Raw genomic sequence first — 14,700 nt, 5'->3', positions numbered from 1 at the left:
GGCGATGGCGGAGCGCAAGGGCTGGACCCGTGAGGAGATGGCGGCCCGGGCCGCCTCGGAGCTGCAGGACGGCTCCTACGTGAACCTCGGCATCGGGCTGCCGACGCTGGTGCCCAACTACGTCGGCGACGACGTCGAGCTGGTGCTGCAGAGCGAGAACGGCATCCTCGGTGTGGGGGCGTACCCCTTCGAGGGCGAGGAGGACCCCGACCTGATCAACGCGGGCAAAGAGACGGTGACGCTGCGCAAGGGTGCGTCGTTCTTCGACTCCGCGCAGTCGTTCGGGATGATCCGCGGAGGCAAGATCGACGCCGCGATCCTCGGCGCGATGCAGGTGTCCGCGGTCGGTGACATCGCCAACTGGATGATCCCCGGCAAGATGGTCAAGGGCATGGGCGGCGCCATGGATCTGGTCCACGGCGCCAAGCGGGTGATCGTGCTGATGGAGCACACCGCCAAGGACGGGTCGCTGAAGATCCTCGACGAGTGCGACCTGCCCTACACCGGCAAGCGCGTCGTGCAGCGGATCATCACCGACCTCGCTGTCATCGACGTGATCGACCCGACGACCGGTGAGGTCGCCCCGTCCGGCACCCTCGGCGACCGGGCGCTCAAGCTCGTCGAGCTCGCCCCCGGTGTCACCGAGGACGAGGTGCGGGAGAAGACCGGCCCCGAGCTGGTATGAGACCAAACCGGCTCGTCGCCCGACAGATCCCGTCAGGTAGACGCCGGCCAGACCGTGAGCCCACAGCCTGGCGCCGGCCGCGACACCCAAGCGTGGCCGGTCAAGCGTGTGCTGCAGAGGAAGTCGCTTCGCTTCCGATACCTCGGCCAGCGTCCGTTCCGGACAACAACGAGGCTCGAGCGGTACGCGAGGCACGACTCAACTCAGGACGCGTGGCATGTACGTGTTGTTGGCCGCCCGCACCACGCGCCACCTGCTTCGGCCGCGTCGTGCAACTCGCTTGGGCGCCTTTCTGGCGGGACTGACCCGTGGACGTGTCGGTCCCGCTGGAGGAGTACAACCAAGTCATGGCGGTGAACGTGACGCCGTCTTCCTGTGCACCAAGCACGTCATCCCACGCCTCCGCGGGGGCGGCGGCGGCAGCATCATCAACATCTCCTCGGTCTTCGGCATCGTCGGTGGTTACAACCGCCCGCAGTACCACGCCTCCAAGGGCGACGCTGACCCGGTCGCGTCCCGCGATCGCGGCGGAGGTCCAGGTGATGGCGCCCGTGCTCGCCGAGCTGGGTGGCCGCAGCGTCGGCGTCGACGCCCTGTTCGTGCGCCGGCGCCAGGGTCCGAGCACGCCGGTGGCTGTGGGCAGCGAGAGGAAGCCCTGTGGGGCCTGGTTGGCCTGGGCAATCGCGGATCGCGCCGTCGTGATCACCGCCGGACTGGTCGATGCCACATACCGCCGCGTATGACTGTCAAGCGGGCCGACCTGTGCTCGGCGCACTGGTGAATGACGTCGTCCCGCAGGCGGATCCGCTTGCGGGACTCCTCCTACCGTCCGAGCGACCGGGTCTCAAGAACTTTCTTGAATTTCGGGGGGACGCTGTTTGACCTGCGCAAACGTGGCGGGGGCTGCCGCGTCCCCCTGGGGTGGGAGGGCACGGGGGGACGGATAGGGGGACGCTGAGCCGCCACGCTGCGGCCCGTGACCAAAGTCAGTGGCGTCAGAGTGTCCGATTCGTGCGCGTCGCGGTTGCTTATCCGTGGCGTGAGGATGTTGCGAGGACTCTCTGGCCGCGCCGCGCGGTACGAATGGACATGGTCATGGCCGGTTGGCGGGCTGGTCCTCGTTTCTCAGGTCGGGGTGTTCGATCGTCTTGAGGTAGCGGGTGGCGCCTTCGACGCTGAGTCCGAAGAGGTCGTAGATGCGGCGTACGTCGCCGGCGGTGGCGTGGATCTCGTGGAGGATGCGGTCCTCTCGCAGGGCGCGCGGGCGGACGCGGCTGTCCCTCCAGGGAAAGGACGGGCCGCTGGGGACGAGCCGCGGGGCGGTGCGTCGGTTGATGAGCAGGTGCGGGTTCGCGGTGGCTGGCCAGGTTCGGTTGCGGTGGTCGAGCCAGGCGGCGAGCCGGCTCCTGACGGGTGCGGCGAGTGGGATGTCGCGGCCGTCAAGGTGGAGCTGGCCGTCGACGATGTCGGTCAGCAGCAGCTCACGGGCCTGCTTGCCGGTCAGGCCGTGGAAGGTCACCAGCGCGACGGCGAGCGCGATGGCCGGGTTCGGCGAGTCCAACTCGGCGCGGATCAGCGCAGGGTCGAGCGGCAGTGGAAGGTTCGTCGGAACGCGGGTCAGGTCGATGCCCTTCATGGGGTTGGTGAAGACGAGTCGGCGGCCCTTGAGGATCTTGAAGAGCGACCTCAGTCCGATCTCGGCGAAGTGGCGGTGGCTGGTACCGGCGGGCAGGGCCGCAAGGGCAGCCAGGATGTCGTCGGTGCTGATCTCGGCGAACGACTGGCGCCCGGCTTCGACCCATGCCTGTACGACGGGCGCGAGACCTTGGATGTGGATCTCGACGGTCTCGGGTTCGCGGGGCAGCTGGCGTGGTGCTTGCCGGGATCCGCCGAGCATGATCTGAAGCCACAGCTGGAGGTGCTCCCGCATGGTGTCGGCGAGGGCTCCGGACTCGATGAACTTGGCGTTGAAGTACCGCTCAACCCGGGTCGGGACGTCCTCGATCAGGAGCCCGGCTTCGGCGAGGACGTCGAGGGTGGAGGTGATGGTGCCGTCGTAGCGGCGCAACGCCACGACGTCACTGGCGCGGACCTTCGCGGTGGGAGTGGGCCGCAGGATCTGCAGCAGCCGCAGGGACTGGATCACGGCATTGCGCTGCCTGACGCTCCAGCCGTAGCGGCGGGCGTGGTCGGCGACGATGGCCGCGCAATAGCGCGTCAGTTCGCTGTCCTCGATCAGGAGGCGTTGGCGCAGCACCTCCGGCTCGGGGTCCATGTCGAACAGAGTCAGCTGCTCGAAAGCGTGGCCGTCGAAGCTGGCGCCGGGTTGGTAGGGCAGCTGGTTCTTGTTCTTCTTCGACCACCGGCCATCCCAGCTGACGTAGTCGGGCACCGGCGTGGGGCGCCTCTTGAAGACCATGTTGGCGAAGAACAGCTGCTGACTGTCCGTGCTCGCGCTCGCCAGGTCAGGGGCGCGGCCGGGTTCCTGTTCGAGGCGGGCGTTCTCGAGGCAGAGGCGACAGGCTTGCCGGTCGCTGACGTGGCCTGTGCGGCCGCAGTAGGCGCAGGTGCCCGTCGGGTAGTGGCTCTGCCACCAGCGACACGACCAGCAGGTCCAGTTGTGGCGGGGGTAGACGCCCCAGGCCAGGCAGCCCTTGCAGGATCCGATGTGCTCGGGGCTGCGAGGATGGCACCGGCTGCACAACCCCTGACTGAAGTAGTCGGTGCGGGCGCGGCAGCGGTTGCAGGGTGGCGCTGCGAACGGGCCGCCGGGCAGGCACTGATAACAGAAGTCGACCCGGGGGCTGGTCCACGCGACGCGGTTGCTCTGGCAGGCGTTGCACTTGGGCGGCAGCCGCAACGCCGCGTTGGGGCCGGGCGCGGGCATGCGGTCCTCGTCGTGTCCGTGGTCGGCGCGGACTGGGGCTACAGCGGTGGGGTCGAGCGGGGCTTGCCGAGCCGCGGTGTGACCGCCGGTGGCGTGCCGCTGTTGCCGTTCGTATCCGCATCCCCGTTGGCGCCGTTGCCGTTGGCGGCGTCGGTGTTGCGGGGACGGCGGGCGGCGACCTTGTCCGGCTCTGGTGTCATCAGGTCGTTCGGGGTGCATTCGAGCACGGCGCACAGCACGTCGAGCTCTTCGAGGCGCATCGTCGGCGGGGTTCCGGCCCACCACGACGACATCTTGCCCGCGGAGATCTCGAGCCCGGCATCTGCCAGCATCCGCCGCAGTTGCGCGGACTTCCAGATCCCTCGTTCGGCTGCCCGCAGCCGCAGGCTCCACTTCATCTGGATCCTCTCCTTCGGTTCTTCGGTGGGTTCCTCGGTCAAGTCAGTTGGTGCTGAGGCCGAGCCGGGCTTCGATGCGGTCGCTCGCGCTGTTCCAGGCGCGTTCGATGTGGTCGCTGCGGACGTGGAGGTAGCCCGAGGTGGTGGCCAGCCACTGGTGGCCGAGCAGCTCTTGGAGCGCCTTGATGTCCATCCCGGCCGCGTACAGCGACGAGGCGCAGTAGTGCCGCAGCACGTGTGGCGTCATCCGTCCCGACCACGCCGGGAGCCACTCGTCGACCTGGATCCCGAGGGCGCGGCGCAGCGCGTTCGCGCCGACGCGTCCGCACCGATCCAGATCGCGGTCGAACCGCTCAGAGGGCAGCAGCGGGGCGTCCGGGTCGGCCCAATCCTCGCCGTACTGCGGTCGGACCTCGGCCAGCCACCAGTCGATCAACTGGTTCGCGCCGTTGATTCCGGGCACCAGCCGTGGCTTGGGTCCGCGGCCGCCGGATCCCTTGCCGTGGCGCACGTGGAGCTTGCCGAACTCACCCAGATCGGGGCGCCAGTCGCGGATGTCGAGCATGACGGTCTCATTGATCCGCAGCCCGAGTCGGCGCCACAACGAGGCAGCGAAGTAGTCGCGAGCCGCCGGCCGGTACTTGCGCGCCTGCGTGACCGACCCGCGCCAGGCGGTGAACAGCGAGTCGATCTCCTCATCCGAGGGCGGCACCCGGACCTTGCCCAACGACGCCCCCGACTGGCGATTGAACTCATCGATCGGCTGCTCGACCAAGACACCAGTCGCGCGGCGGATCGTGCCCTCGTAGCGGGCGATCACGAACACGTAGAAACCCGCCAGCGCGCCCGCCTTGCCCGCCCGGGTCGACACGCTGAGTCCCCGCCGGCGCTGCTGGGCCAAGAAGGCGTCCGCGTCCCCACAGCTGGCCTCCCACAGCGGAGACGACAGCGAACGAGCGAACTCGATGACGATCGCCCTGGTCGAGCCGATGTGGCGGTCAGTCAGACCTGCCGCGGACATCGCCAGCGCGTACTGGTCAACAAGCTCCTGCTCGAAGTCCGCGGCCGCCTGCGCACCTATCAGTGCCGGATCAGCAGTACTGCCACCCGGCAACGCCACCAAGCCCATCAGACACCGACTTCAAGCGAGGCGATCATGCGTCGACACTACAACGAATCCGTCAGCCAGAGTGACGACATCTCAAGTCAAGTGCCGATGAGCGTCGAACCGGCGCGACCTGCACGAACTCAGATCAGGGCCTCCGGGCGTCCGATCGAACCTGAGTTCCTAGAGATTGTGACCTGAATGTTCGCCGGATTTCTGACGGTTTCGCGTCGAACTTGCAGCCGCTCGGCGTCTGTGTGAAGAGGCGGTAGTCGTGAAGAAGGGCATCCTCCTCGGCCTGCCGCTGGTGCTGATCGCTCCACTGATGCTGCTCATGCTGGGCATGGGGAGCGCGAACATCGAGGCGGTCCGCGCGGCATGCGCCACCACGACCAACTCAAGCACGGGCGGGTCCTTCGGGATCGGCACGCTGAACTGGCGCGGCGCTTCGCACTACAACAAGAACCCCCACCCCGGCGAGCGGCCCTACGGCGAGCGTGTGCCGAACATGGTGACCAAGATCGGCGCCTCAGGGGCCTCGATCATCGGGTTCCAGGAGTTCGAGCCGCCACAGGCTGAGGCCTTCCTCGAGGCCACTGACGGGGCGTGGAAGATCGTGGCGGGCAAGCGCCGGGGGCACCCATCCCCCGCGGACGCGATCGCCTATCAGCCCTCGGCCTGGAACGTCGACGAGGTCCGCTACGTCTCGATCAGGTACGGCGGCCCGATGATCCAGGTCCCTCTGGTGCGGTTCACCTCCACTTCAGGACTCGGGTCGCTCTGGGTGCTCAACACCCACAACCCCGCCAACGCGGTCGGCGGCTCGGACGCGATGCGCGATGCCGCCGTCCGCGCCGAGGCCGAGGCGTTGGGGAAACTGCAAGCCGCCGAGCCGAGCACGCCGCTGTTCCTCGTCGGCGACATGAACGACAAGGCCCGGTTCAAGCGCCTGTTCCTGTCGGTGGCCGGTCCGGGCTGGTCGAGCGCCAACCCCAGCGACCAGCAGATCGACTGGATCATGGGCAGCCCTGCCGTCACCTTCTCCGGCACCGTGGTCGACCGGAGCACCAACGACAAGGCGCACAACTACACCGACCACCCGTTCGTCTACACCACCGCCCAGCTGGCCGGCTCAGAGTCCGGTCGACCAGGAGCTAGCGCTGGTCTGGGTGTGATGCCCGCCAGCATCACGGCCACGCCCGGTGGGCCGGTCCGCGGTCAGGTCCTGGTCGCGAACGCCAACATCAAGACCCGCGGCGGCTTCAACCCCGGTGTCCGCGCCCTCGCCGGCCCGTCGCCGGACTTCATCACGCTCAACGAGGTCGAGGACGTGCCGCTGTCGCAGATGCGTTCCGCCGCGCCCGGCTACGACGCCTACCGCGAGGAGCAGCCGGCGGACGCAAACGATGCTGGGCAGGCCATGGGGAGCGCGATCATGTGGCGCTCGGACACCTGGACGATGCTCGACGGTGGCCGCGTCAAGATCGTCGACGACGACCACACCGTGTTCAAGGGCACGAACAAGCTGTGGGACCGGTTCGCCGCCTGGGGCATCTTCCAGCGGTCCGACGGCGCGGTCGTCTCGGTCATCGCGGTCCACCACATGACGAACGTTTATCGGTTCCCCCGCCAGTGGGGGAACCCGTCGATGAGCCGCGCCGAACAGTACGGCCTCGGCATGGACTACCTCATCGACCTGGTCGGCGTCCTGGCCCCGTACGGGCCGGTGCTGGTGGGTGGCGACATGAACTCCCACCCCAACGACGGACCGAACGCGGCCGCGCCACGAATGGCGGCGGCTGGCTACCAGTACACCAAGGACTCGGGCGTCATCTACAACTTCTACGCCGCCCCCGTGGAAGTCACCGAGACCTGGGAGATCAGCCAGGCCGCCGTCCACTCGGATCACCCCGCGTTGTTCACACGCATGGCCATGAATGGTGCCGGTCCCGGCACGAACGCAACCATCGGCACCCGGCCGGCCGGCTGCCCGCCGTGCCCGACCCCCGGGAACCTCGGCACCCTGCTCCAGCCGGTCGCTGCGACCGGCAACCTCGAGGCCGCCAAGGTTGCGGCCTCGGCCGCCTACCAGGCTGGCTTCCGCGGGGAGGACCTGGTCACCGCGGTGGCCATCGCCCGTGTGGAGTCGACCTGGGATCCGATGGCCACCAACGGGAGCCACTTCGGGTTGTGGCAGATCTCCGCGCAGCACAAGGGCAAGGTGCCCGGCTGGAACACGCAGGCCGACATCTTCGACCCGCTCCTCAACGCCCGCTACGCCTTCGCGCTCTACTCCGCTCGACCCGGGTCGGGTGAGGCCAAATTCGCCGACTGGATCCCCTTCGAGAAGACCGACTATCACCAGTTCCTCGACGTCGCCCGCCAGGCGGTCGCCGCAACCGGCGGAGACACCACGAACGTCGGCAACACCGGCTGCACCGTCTCGCCTATCCAGGTCGCCGGTGAGCTCTCGGCCGCACTCAAGGCCCGCCTCGACGCCATGATGAACACCTCCAACGGCCTTTGCGGGCTGTCGTGGACCAGCGGTGCTCCCTGCACCTACGACAACCAGTGCCCCAAGGTCGTCGACGCGCTCTACGGCGGCCCTGGCGTCGGCCGGGGCTACGGAAACGGGCAGGACGTCGCCCAAGGCATCATCAACGCCGGACTGGCCCAGTCCCACGGGACAGGCCTCGACCCGCTCCCGCCCGTGGGCGCCGTGGTCTCCTACAACACCGGCAACGGCGTCGGCCACGTGGCGATCTACGTGGGCGGCGGCAAGATCTTCGGCAACGACTACGGCTGTAGCGCGAACGGCGTCTATGGCTGCGTCGGGTTCGCCGACGTCCACACACCCGGCGGCTCGGTCACCTGGGCCCTGCCCAAGCAGGCGTTTGACCTGGGCGGGATGCCGGCGGTGGCCGCTTAAGCCGCGACGGAAGACAGGCGATCGCAGCGGAAAGTCGAAATCGGTCGCGCTGGTGTGTCCGATCGGCGCCGTTCTGGGTTGCCTTTCCAAGCATGGACGTACGTATCGGCACCACAGTCGACGGCCAGGCCGCCGGGTTCGACACCAGGACCGCCCGGCCGCTGCTGCTGGTCGGCGACGTCGGCCGAGGCAAGACCACCACCGCGCGCTACCTCACCCGGTGGTGGCTGGCGAACACCCGGCGGCATGCCCACGTGTACGCCCAAGCACCCAGCGAATGGGCAGACCTGCGCTGCGAGCCCGAGCACCCCGACCAGCTGGAGAACCCGGTCGGCCGCGACTGCGGTCCGGGAGCCTGTCTGGTCGTGGTCGACGACATGGACCTGCTCGACGACAGCCGCATCTCCTTCCTGCCGCTGAGAAGGGCGCGAACGATCCTGACCTCTCACGGCGGCAACAGCCTGGCCGGTCGCGCCCTGCTCGACAACGAAATCGACTGCCTGGGCCTGGTCCGACCCGATCACGCCGACCCTGCCGAGGCCGCAGTACTGGACGGGCAGGGTCGCTTGGACTGGCCGATCGGCACTGTCGCGGTCATCCCGGATCAGCGGGGGCCGATGGACTTCCCGTGTCACCGCTGGCAGGCACCGGCCGGTGCATGGGCGGTGGCGCGATGAGCATGGAGCGTTCCCGGCGCGCCCGGTTCACCAACGTCGCCCCGACGGCGGGCGAGTTCAAGGTGGCCGTCCTCCTGGCCGGGCTCTTCTTCTTTTTGATCACGCCGTTGGTCGTCCAGGGCGGTGTCGCGTGGGCCGCCTCAGGGGGCTTCGCGCTGCCGAACGGGCACCTCCTGGACGCCTACGCCGGGCTGCTGCACGGCCACTTCGGTGCGGGCCTGCACCGCGGCGTCGCCGACACGCTGCCGTCGGATGCCGTGATGTGGGTGCTCACGCTCCTCGGCGAGGTCCTGGTGCTCGGAGCCGCCGTCGTTGTCGGCATGTGGATGCGCGACCTGACCGGCACCGGCTCCCGGCACGGCCTTGCAACCCCCACGCAGGCCGCGGAGGCCCTCGGGGTGCCGCGACTGCGCAAGAGCGCAGCGGTGATCCGGCCAGACCTCTACGCCCGCTCCGGGCGCCGAACCCCCGTCGGCAGCAAGTAGCCGACCCCAAATGCACAGCGGAAAGGAAGCCAACGTGACCACAGCCCTCAAGCACGTGAACCCCCACGAGGTGGGCTGGCGGCTCGGCCAGGCCGGGCGCAGCGGACCCGAACTGTGGGTGCCCTTCGACCGGACCACGTGCGTGATCGGCCCCCAGGGTTCCGGCAAGACCCTAGACCTGCTGGTGCCCGCCCTGCTCGATGCGCCCGGTGGCGCGCTTGTGACCCTCACGAAGCCCGAGGATCTGTTCCTCACCCTGGAGGCCCGGCAGCGCGACGGCCGACCGGTCGCGGTCCTCGACCCGTTTAACGCCGCCCCCGGCACCCCGGAGTTGGTGTGGGACCCGATCAATGGCTGTGAGGACGCGATGCTCGCTGAACGGCGGGCAAAGGCGTTCGCGAACGGAACCATCAAGGGCGCCACCTCTCAGTCCTCCGACCAGGCCGCCCGGTTCTACGCCGGCGAATGCGCCAAGGTCCTGCAGGCCTACTTCCACGCCGCGGCGATCGCCGGCATCGGGTTGGACGAGGTGCTGATGTGGGTTTCCAGCCCGCGCGAGTACCCGCAGGCCGAGGAGATCCTGCGTACCCACCCGGCCGCGGAGCCGCTGTGGGACGGTCTGCTGCGCGGAGCCCTGTACGGCGACGAGCGGACCGCCGGCAACACGATCACCACCGTCCAGCAGTCCATGGCGCTGTTCTTCCAGCGCTCGATCCGGGAACGCTGCGTGCCCTCCGCGACGCGACCTGCGACCGACCTCGAGGCCCTGATTCGGGCGGGCGGCACTCTCTATCTGCTCGGCCGCGACGACCCGTACGCGAGTGCGTCGCCGCTGATGACGGCAGTCACCGAGCAGATCCTGGACACCGCCAAGCGGCTTGGGGAGACCTCCCCGCACGGGCGGCTGTGCCCTCCGTTCCTGGCCTGTCTGGACGAGCTCCCGTCGACCGCGCCGATCCCGACGCTGTCGACCCGGATGGCCAACGAACGTGCCCTCGGGCTCTCCTTCATCCTCGCTGCCCAGACCTGGCGGCAGTTCGTGGTCTGTTACGGCGAGGACGAGGCCCGCACCATCTATGGGTTGTCGAACAACCTGGTGGTCTTCGGTGGCGGTAAGGACATCCGCTTCTATCAAGAGCTCTCCGACCTGATCGGGTCGACCAGCCACACCGAGACCCGGTACTCGGCGCGCGGCCACGAGTTGTTCGGCGTGATGGACCGGTCCTTTGACCAGCGGCGGGTGCCGATCCTCGAACCGGCCGAGCTGCGCCGCATCGAGCAGCGCAAGGCCCTGGTGCTGGCGGAGATGTACGACCCGATCATCGCGAACCTGCACCGCTGCATCGACGGCAAGCGCGGCAAGGAGCTGCTGGCCGCGCAGAAGCGTGCCCGGCTCGCAGCGCGTGGCCCCGAGACCGTCGCACAGCCCATTCACCCGGTGACCGTGGAGCCCCCGGCGCCGCCGACCGAGCCGGTGGCCAGGACCCGGCAGCGGCTCGGGATGCCCAAGTAGGCGAGGAGTAGCCGATGACGACGATGCACCCCTCTCAGGTCGCCTCCCGCGCAGCGGGTGGGACCGCCGCGCGGGAGGGCAACGGGATGATGCCGCTGGTCGGGCTGATGGTGCGCCCGTTTCCCGAGCCCGGTCCCACGATCCGCACGGCGATGGAGCAGCTGCAGCAGGCCACCGTCGAACCGCCGGCCGATGAGGACGAGCTGCGCGAGCTCGCGCAGATGCCGCGGCCGTGGGACCCGGCCACATGCACCGGGCTGATGCGCTCCGAACTGTGGGCGTGGCTGGACCTGGTCGCGATGTGGGTCAACGAGCAGCATCTGTGGAACGTGACCCGCCCCGGGATCCCTGAGTGCTGGCCCGCGCACCCGCACCTGGTGCACGACCTGGCGGTGCTGGCCTGTAGCCGCTATTTCACGAGCTTCGCCATCACTCCGGCCGCGCTGGAGGACTGGCACCGCTACGGGCTGCCGGGGTTCCTCGAGCGGCTGCGGGACCGGCTCGGCGACGGCTGCCAGCCAAGCAAGCACCAGCCCCGGCCCCGGCGCGAACGGGACGAGAGCCACGCGTCCACGCCGGTGCGCCGCGGCCGCAAGCAGCGCTACCGAGACGACGTCGACCGCGCCGGTGAACTGGCCGCGGCCACCCCTCAACCCGACGATGCCAAGCCCGACCACGACGACCTGCACGAAAGGTGGTAGCCGCGATGGCCACTCCAGACAACAGCACTCGGCGGCTCCGGCTCGTCGATGACCAGCAGGACCAGCCCGCCGAGGCGGCTGCACCAGATGGCGAACTCACCGCCAAGCAGGCGGCGGCATTCGCCGCGCTGGTCGCCAACGCGAATCAGTCCACCGTCGAGCGGACGCTCGACCAGATGAACGCTGAACAGCTGCGATCGCTCGCGATCGCACTGGCCACCCAGGTCAACGCCGCCGAGACCGCGACTGGCGAGGTGGCCGACGTCGGACCCGACGGCATCTGCGCGATCGCGATCGCCACCGCCGCGCAGTCCTTCGGCACCACCCGCGACGCGGTGCTCAGCGCCGACCGCCACCGCGCGGTGACCGACGCCCGCGCCGTGGCCATGACGGCAGCCCGGCGCGGAGGCCTGACCCTGCCGGCGATCGCGGCCTACTTCGGCAAGGACCACACCAGCGTCATGTACGCCCAGAACAAGGTCGCGAACAACCCTCGGCTCAACGCAGTGTGCTCCCGCATCGTCGATCAACTCGATGAGCACTACGCGGAGCCGACCCGCATCCCCGCCGAGGACCCCGCCGCCCCCGAGAGCGGGCGCAGCACAACGCTGCAGCTGGCCGCCCTCGACCAGGCCCACAACGAGACCGCCCGTCGGCACCACGGCGAAGACGGCCAGCGGCTCGCAGTCTCGGCCGCGCCCGTCAGGTAGGCAGGCCCGAGCGCGATGCTGAACCGGGACCAGCAGAACTTGCTGGGTGCACTGGGCTCCGCAATGGCAGCCGACGCTCTCCTGGATCGCCTCCGCGAACGCGGGACACTGGAAGGCGGCCGTTCGGCACCGCAGGAAGGCTGCTGGATCAACTACAACCGCAAGGCGGTCTGGCTCGAAGACCACTCGGGGTTCTCCGAGGCGATGAAGGCAGCCGGCACCGACGCGAAGGCCTGGCGCCGGATCAGGCCGACGGTCGTGTTGAAGGTGACCTGGGCCGAGGCCGCAGAGTACGGCGCGACCCTGCCGCAGGAGCTGCGGACCGAGCTGGACACACTGCGGCGCAACGAGCGCGAGGAGAACCGCAGCTGGAGCGAGTTCAGCGATGCACGCGGCGGCTGGCCCTGGCGCAGACGCTTCGACTCCGACGAGGAGCATCAGGAGGCTCAGGCCGAGTGGGACGAGGCCTACGGCAAGCACCTCGTCGCACTGCGTGACGTGCGGGACCGCCAGAAGGCGGCGATCGCGCGCGCGCTCCCGCTCACCATCGATGACGAACCCGTGGACCTCCTCGAGCTCCTCGACCAGCAACCAGCCGCACCGGCCGCGCCGACCCGATCCACGGCCCTGCAGACCGGCGCGCTCCTGGCCCCGACCACCGCTCCGTCGCCGACGGTGGCAGCGGACGAAGGACTCTTCACCCTCCCGGGCCCCAGTCCGGCCACCGGCCGCTGAGCACCACGGCAAGGACCGCAGCCAAGTGTCGGTGCCGCCGTCTACGTTGGCCGCATGCAGCTCACGGCGGACGAGGTCGACCGGTTCTGGTCGCGCGTCGTGAAGGGCCCTCGGGAGACCGATTGTTGGTTGTGGGCCGGGGGCGGCACAGCCGCGATCGCTGACGACGGGTACGGGCGCTTTTGGATATCCCGGGAAGGTCGCCAGAGGGTGCTGAGGCCCCATCGAGTGGCCTGGGCGCTTGCCGAGGGAGTGTCGATCGACCTTCCCCCGGTGGTCGAGCACGTCGTGTGTGACAACCCGATCTGCGTACGCGCCGAGGGCACCCTGCTGGATCACCTCGAAGGGTCCACACAAGCAGCGAACCTTTCCCGGATCGCGCAGCACGGCCGCCGCGGTGCGCGCGGCTACCGCAGTCGAATGTTCGGCCGAGAGGCGATGTACCGCCGGTCGCTCGCGCTGCGAGCCGCGGTTGCGGACGGCTGGGATGACGAACGGATCGCCCGCGCGCTGGCGTCGGTCGACGAGGCGCAGATGGCGCTGTTCTGAGTCACCTGTTGCCGGGGACCAGCCAGGGCGCCCCTCAACCAGCCGTCAGTCGCTGGCGAGTCCGGCCGCGTAGCACAGAGCCTCGTCGAGCGACGCCAGCAGACTGGTTCGCTCGCCCAAGTAGAGGCGCCCAGTCGCATAGAGGACCTCTGCCCACAGGTGCTCCGCGGCAGGGACGAAGCCGGGATAGCAAGAGGTCCATCTCCATGCCTGTCGAGTGTTCCACCCCGCACCGACACTCCATGTCGCCACTGATGTGGCCGACGACAACACCGACGGCGACGGACGCGGCGGCGGCGGTGTCGATCCACGGCTAAGCCTGACGAAGCTCCGGCAGGGACCAGTGACGAGACGGCCATGATCCGCTCGACCTGCCAGAACGGTCGCGCTGGCAGTCGCGCGCTAGTTCTTGTTGTGCCCGAGGGATCGAGCGTGGAGGACTTCCTTCCAGTACGACTCGCGGTCCAAGACGTGTCCGTCGTCGGTGCGCATCGACCAGAACTCCATGAGAGCGAACCGCATGTTCGCGCGGTAGTAATCCTCGCCCTTCTCCGCCAGCAGCTCCTTGAGACCGACGTTGTTCCCGTGGAGGGTTGCGGCGTAAGTGCTCCAGCGCTGCCAGATGCCGGTGTCGCCGTAGGCGGACCCCACGTAGCGGGCGCCCGTCTCCTGGTCGTGGATGACGTAGACGCCCTTCATGTGCTCCAGAGCGATTCGCCAGTCGGGGCGCTTCTGGTTCACGATCACCTGGAGGTCCGCGAGTGTGTGATTGATGCGATCGTGCCCTGGGAACGGTTCTCCCACGAACGGCTCCTCGAGGATGGACGACACAGTCATCTCGTCGAGGCATGACTCCATAGTCCGTCGCCGCTGACGTCCTGCCAGCTTCATCCGGACGTAGAGGCGGCGTATGAACGGCCCCATCAGGTCCTCGCGCAGCACGACTTCGTACGAGTAGGTCCTGGGCTCGGGACGCCGGCCTACAACCTCCCAGATGCCGCCGAAGAGCCAAAGAGTCGGGTCGTAACGATCCTGGGCCAGAGAGAAGACGAACTGCCGGTTGAAATCGTCCTTGGGGCCGCGCCATGAGTTCCAGCGCCGCCACTCCTCGGGGTCGTTGGCCAGGACGTCGATCGGGTAGTGCTTGCCGTTGTAGACCGCGCAGTGCAGCTTGCAAGTGCCTGGGTCAAAGTCCCCGGGAAGAAGGGAAGCAAGCGGAATGGGCTGCATGACCGGATCCTACGGAGAGCTGCGGACCTCAACCTTCAGGTTTCGCCTGCTCGGCCGTCGCCGAAACGTTCGCCCGCACTTCCACGAGAACCATCG

Annotated in this window: 14 protein-coding genes and 1 pseudogene; 11 read left to right on the top strand and 4 right to left on the bottom strand. The window is 68.8% G+C overall.

What is annotated here, in order from left to right; translation table 11 throughout:
• Positions 1 to 4: 4 nt before the first annotated feature.
• The 3 genes and pseudogenes from ASH02_RS02355 to ASH02_RS26880 all read left to right on the top strand — a co-directional run bounded on the left by ASH02_RS02355 (position 5) and on the right by ASH02_RS26880 (position 1,428).
• On the top strand, positions 5 to 685 hold the full coding sequence (locus ASH02_RS02355; protein ID WP_057294223.1) for a 3-oxoacid CoA-transferase subunit B: 681 nt from the start codon (positions 5 to 7) through the stop codon (positions 683 to 685).
• 217 nt (positions 686 to 902) lie between these two features.
• Positions 903 to 1,169, top strand: a pseudogene (locus ASH02_RS27450) (SDR family NAD(P)-dependent oxidoreductase); the annotation flags it as partial.
• Positions 1,170 to 1,227: 58 nt separating this feature from the next.
• Positions 1,228 to 1,428, top strand: a complete 201-nt coding sequence (locus tag ASH02_RS26880) for a hypothetical protein (RefSeq protein ID WP_057294222.1) — start codon at positions 1,228 to 1,230, stop codon at positions 1,426 to 1,428.
• A gap of 350 nt (positions 1,429 to 1,778) precedes the next feature.
• Here ASH02_RS26880 and ASH02_RS02345 read toward each other — a convergent pair whose 3' ends face one another.
• The 3 genes from ASH02_RS02345 to ASH02_RS02335 are packed head-to-tail and all read right to left on the bottom strand — an operon-like array spanning position 1,779 to position 4,991.
• Complete coding sequence (locus tag ASH02_RS02345; RefSeq protein ID WP_057294221.1) at positions 1,779 to 3,572, bottom strand: hypothetical protein; 1,794 nt, start codon at positions 3,570 to 3,572, stop codon at positions 1,779 to 1,781.
• Between the two features lie 38 nt (positions 3,573 to 3,610).
• The gene (locus ASH02_RS02340) at positions 3,611 to 3,970 is read right to left on the bottom strand and encodes a helix-turn-helix domain-containing protein (protein WP_057294266.1); all 360 of its coding nucleotides are present in this window, start codon (positions 3,968 to 3,970) and stop codon (positions 3,611 to 3,613) included.
• A 43-nt stretch (positions 3,971 to 4,013) separates the two neighbouring features.
• Positions 4,014 to 4,991 (bottom strand): tyrosine-type recombinase/integrase, encoded by a 978-nt coding sequence (locus ASH02_RS02335; RefSeq protein ID WP_235538953.1) that lies wholly within the window; start codon positions 4,989 to 4,991, stop codon positions 4,014 to 4,016.
• Between the two features lie 358 nt (positions 4,992 to 5,349).
• Between ASH02_RS02335 and ASH02_RS02330 the strand changes: the two genes are divergently transcribed.
• The 8 genes from ASH02_RS02330 (at position 5,350) to ASH02_RS02295 (ending at position 13,374) form a co-directional block, all read left to right on the top strand.
• A complete protein-coding gene (locus ASH02_RS02330) occupies positions 5,350 to 8,004 on the top strand; it encodes an endonuclease/exonuclease/phosphatase family protein (RefSeq protein WP_057294219.1) in 2,655 nt (884 codons plus the stop codon).
• Between the two features lie 92 nt (positions 8,005 to 8,096).
• Positions 8,097 to 8,681 carry an ATP-binding protein gene (locus ASH02_RS26875; protein ID WP_057294218.1) on the top strand — a complete coding sequence of 195 codons (585 nt, stop codon included), beginning with the start codon at positions 8,097 to 8,099 and terminating at the stop codon, positions 8,679 to 8,681.
• Complete coding sequence (locus ASH02_RS26870) at positions 8,678 to 9,166, top strand: hypothetical protein (protein WP_235538951.1); 489 nt, start codon at positions 8,678 to 8,680, stop codon at positions 9,164 to 9,166. Before ASH02_RS26875 ends, ASH02_RS26870 begins: the two co-directional genes overlap by 4 nt.
• A gap of 34 nt (positions 9,167 to 9,200) precedes the next feature.
• Complete coding sequence (locus ASH02_RS02315) at positions 9,201 to 10,679, top strand: type IV secretory system conjugative DNA transfer family protein (RefSeq protein ID WP_082620774.1); 1,479 nt, start codon at positions 9,201 to 9,203, stop codon at positions 10,677 to 10,679.
• 14 nt (positions 10,680 to 10,693) lie between these two features.
• A complete protein-coding gene (locus tag ASH02_RS02310) occupies positions 10,694 to 11,380 on the top strand; it encodes a hypothetical protein (protein WP_057294215.1) in 687 nt (228 codons plus the stop codon).
• Positions 11,381 to 11,385: 5 nt separating this feature from the next.
• Positions 11,386 to 12,090, top strand: a complete 705-nt coding sequence (locus ASH02_RS02305; protein ID WP_057294214.1) for a helix-turn-helix domain-containing protein — start codon at positions 11,386 to 11,388, stop codon at positions 12,088 to 12,090.
• A gap of 63 nt (positions 12,091 to 12,153) precedes the next feature.
• Complete coding sequence (locus ASH02_RS02300) at positions 12,154 to 12,825, top strand: hypothetical protein (protein ID WP_235538947.1); 672 nt, start codon at positions 12,154 to 12,156, stop codon at positions 12,823 to 12,825.
• Positions 12,826 to 12,879: 54 nt separating this feature from the next.
• Positions 12,880 to 13,374, top strand: coding sequence for a hypothetical protein (locus ASH02_RS02295; RefSeq protein ID WP_057294212.1), 495 nt, complete (start codon positions 12,880 to 12,882; stop codon positions 13,372 to 13,374).
• Positions 13,375 to 13,776: 402 nt separating this feature from the next.
• Here ASH02_RS02295 and ASH02_RS02290 read toward each other — a convergent pair whose 3' ends face one another.
• Positions 13,777 to 14,604 carry a GIY-YIG nuclease family protein gene (locus ASH02_RS02290; RefSeq protein ID WP_057294211.1) on the bottom strand — a complete coding sequence of 276 codons (828 nt, stop codon included), beginning with the start codon at positions 14,602 to 14,604 and terminating at the stop codon, positions 13,777 to 13,779.
• Between the last annotated feature and the right edge of the window lie 96 nt (positions 14,605 to 14,700).

Source organism: Nocardioides sp. Soil796, assembly GCF_001429525.1.
In the GTDB taxonomy this organism is placed as follows: Bacteria; Actinomycetota; Actinomycetes; order Propionibacteriales; family Nocardioidaceae; genus Nocardioides.
The sequence above is the reverse complement of the archived record's forward strand: the minus strand, read 5'-3'. Positions and strand labels throughout refer to the sequence as shown.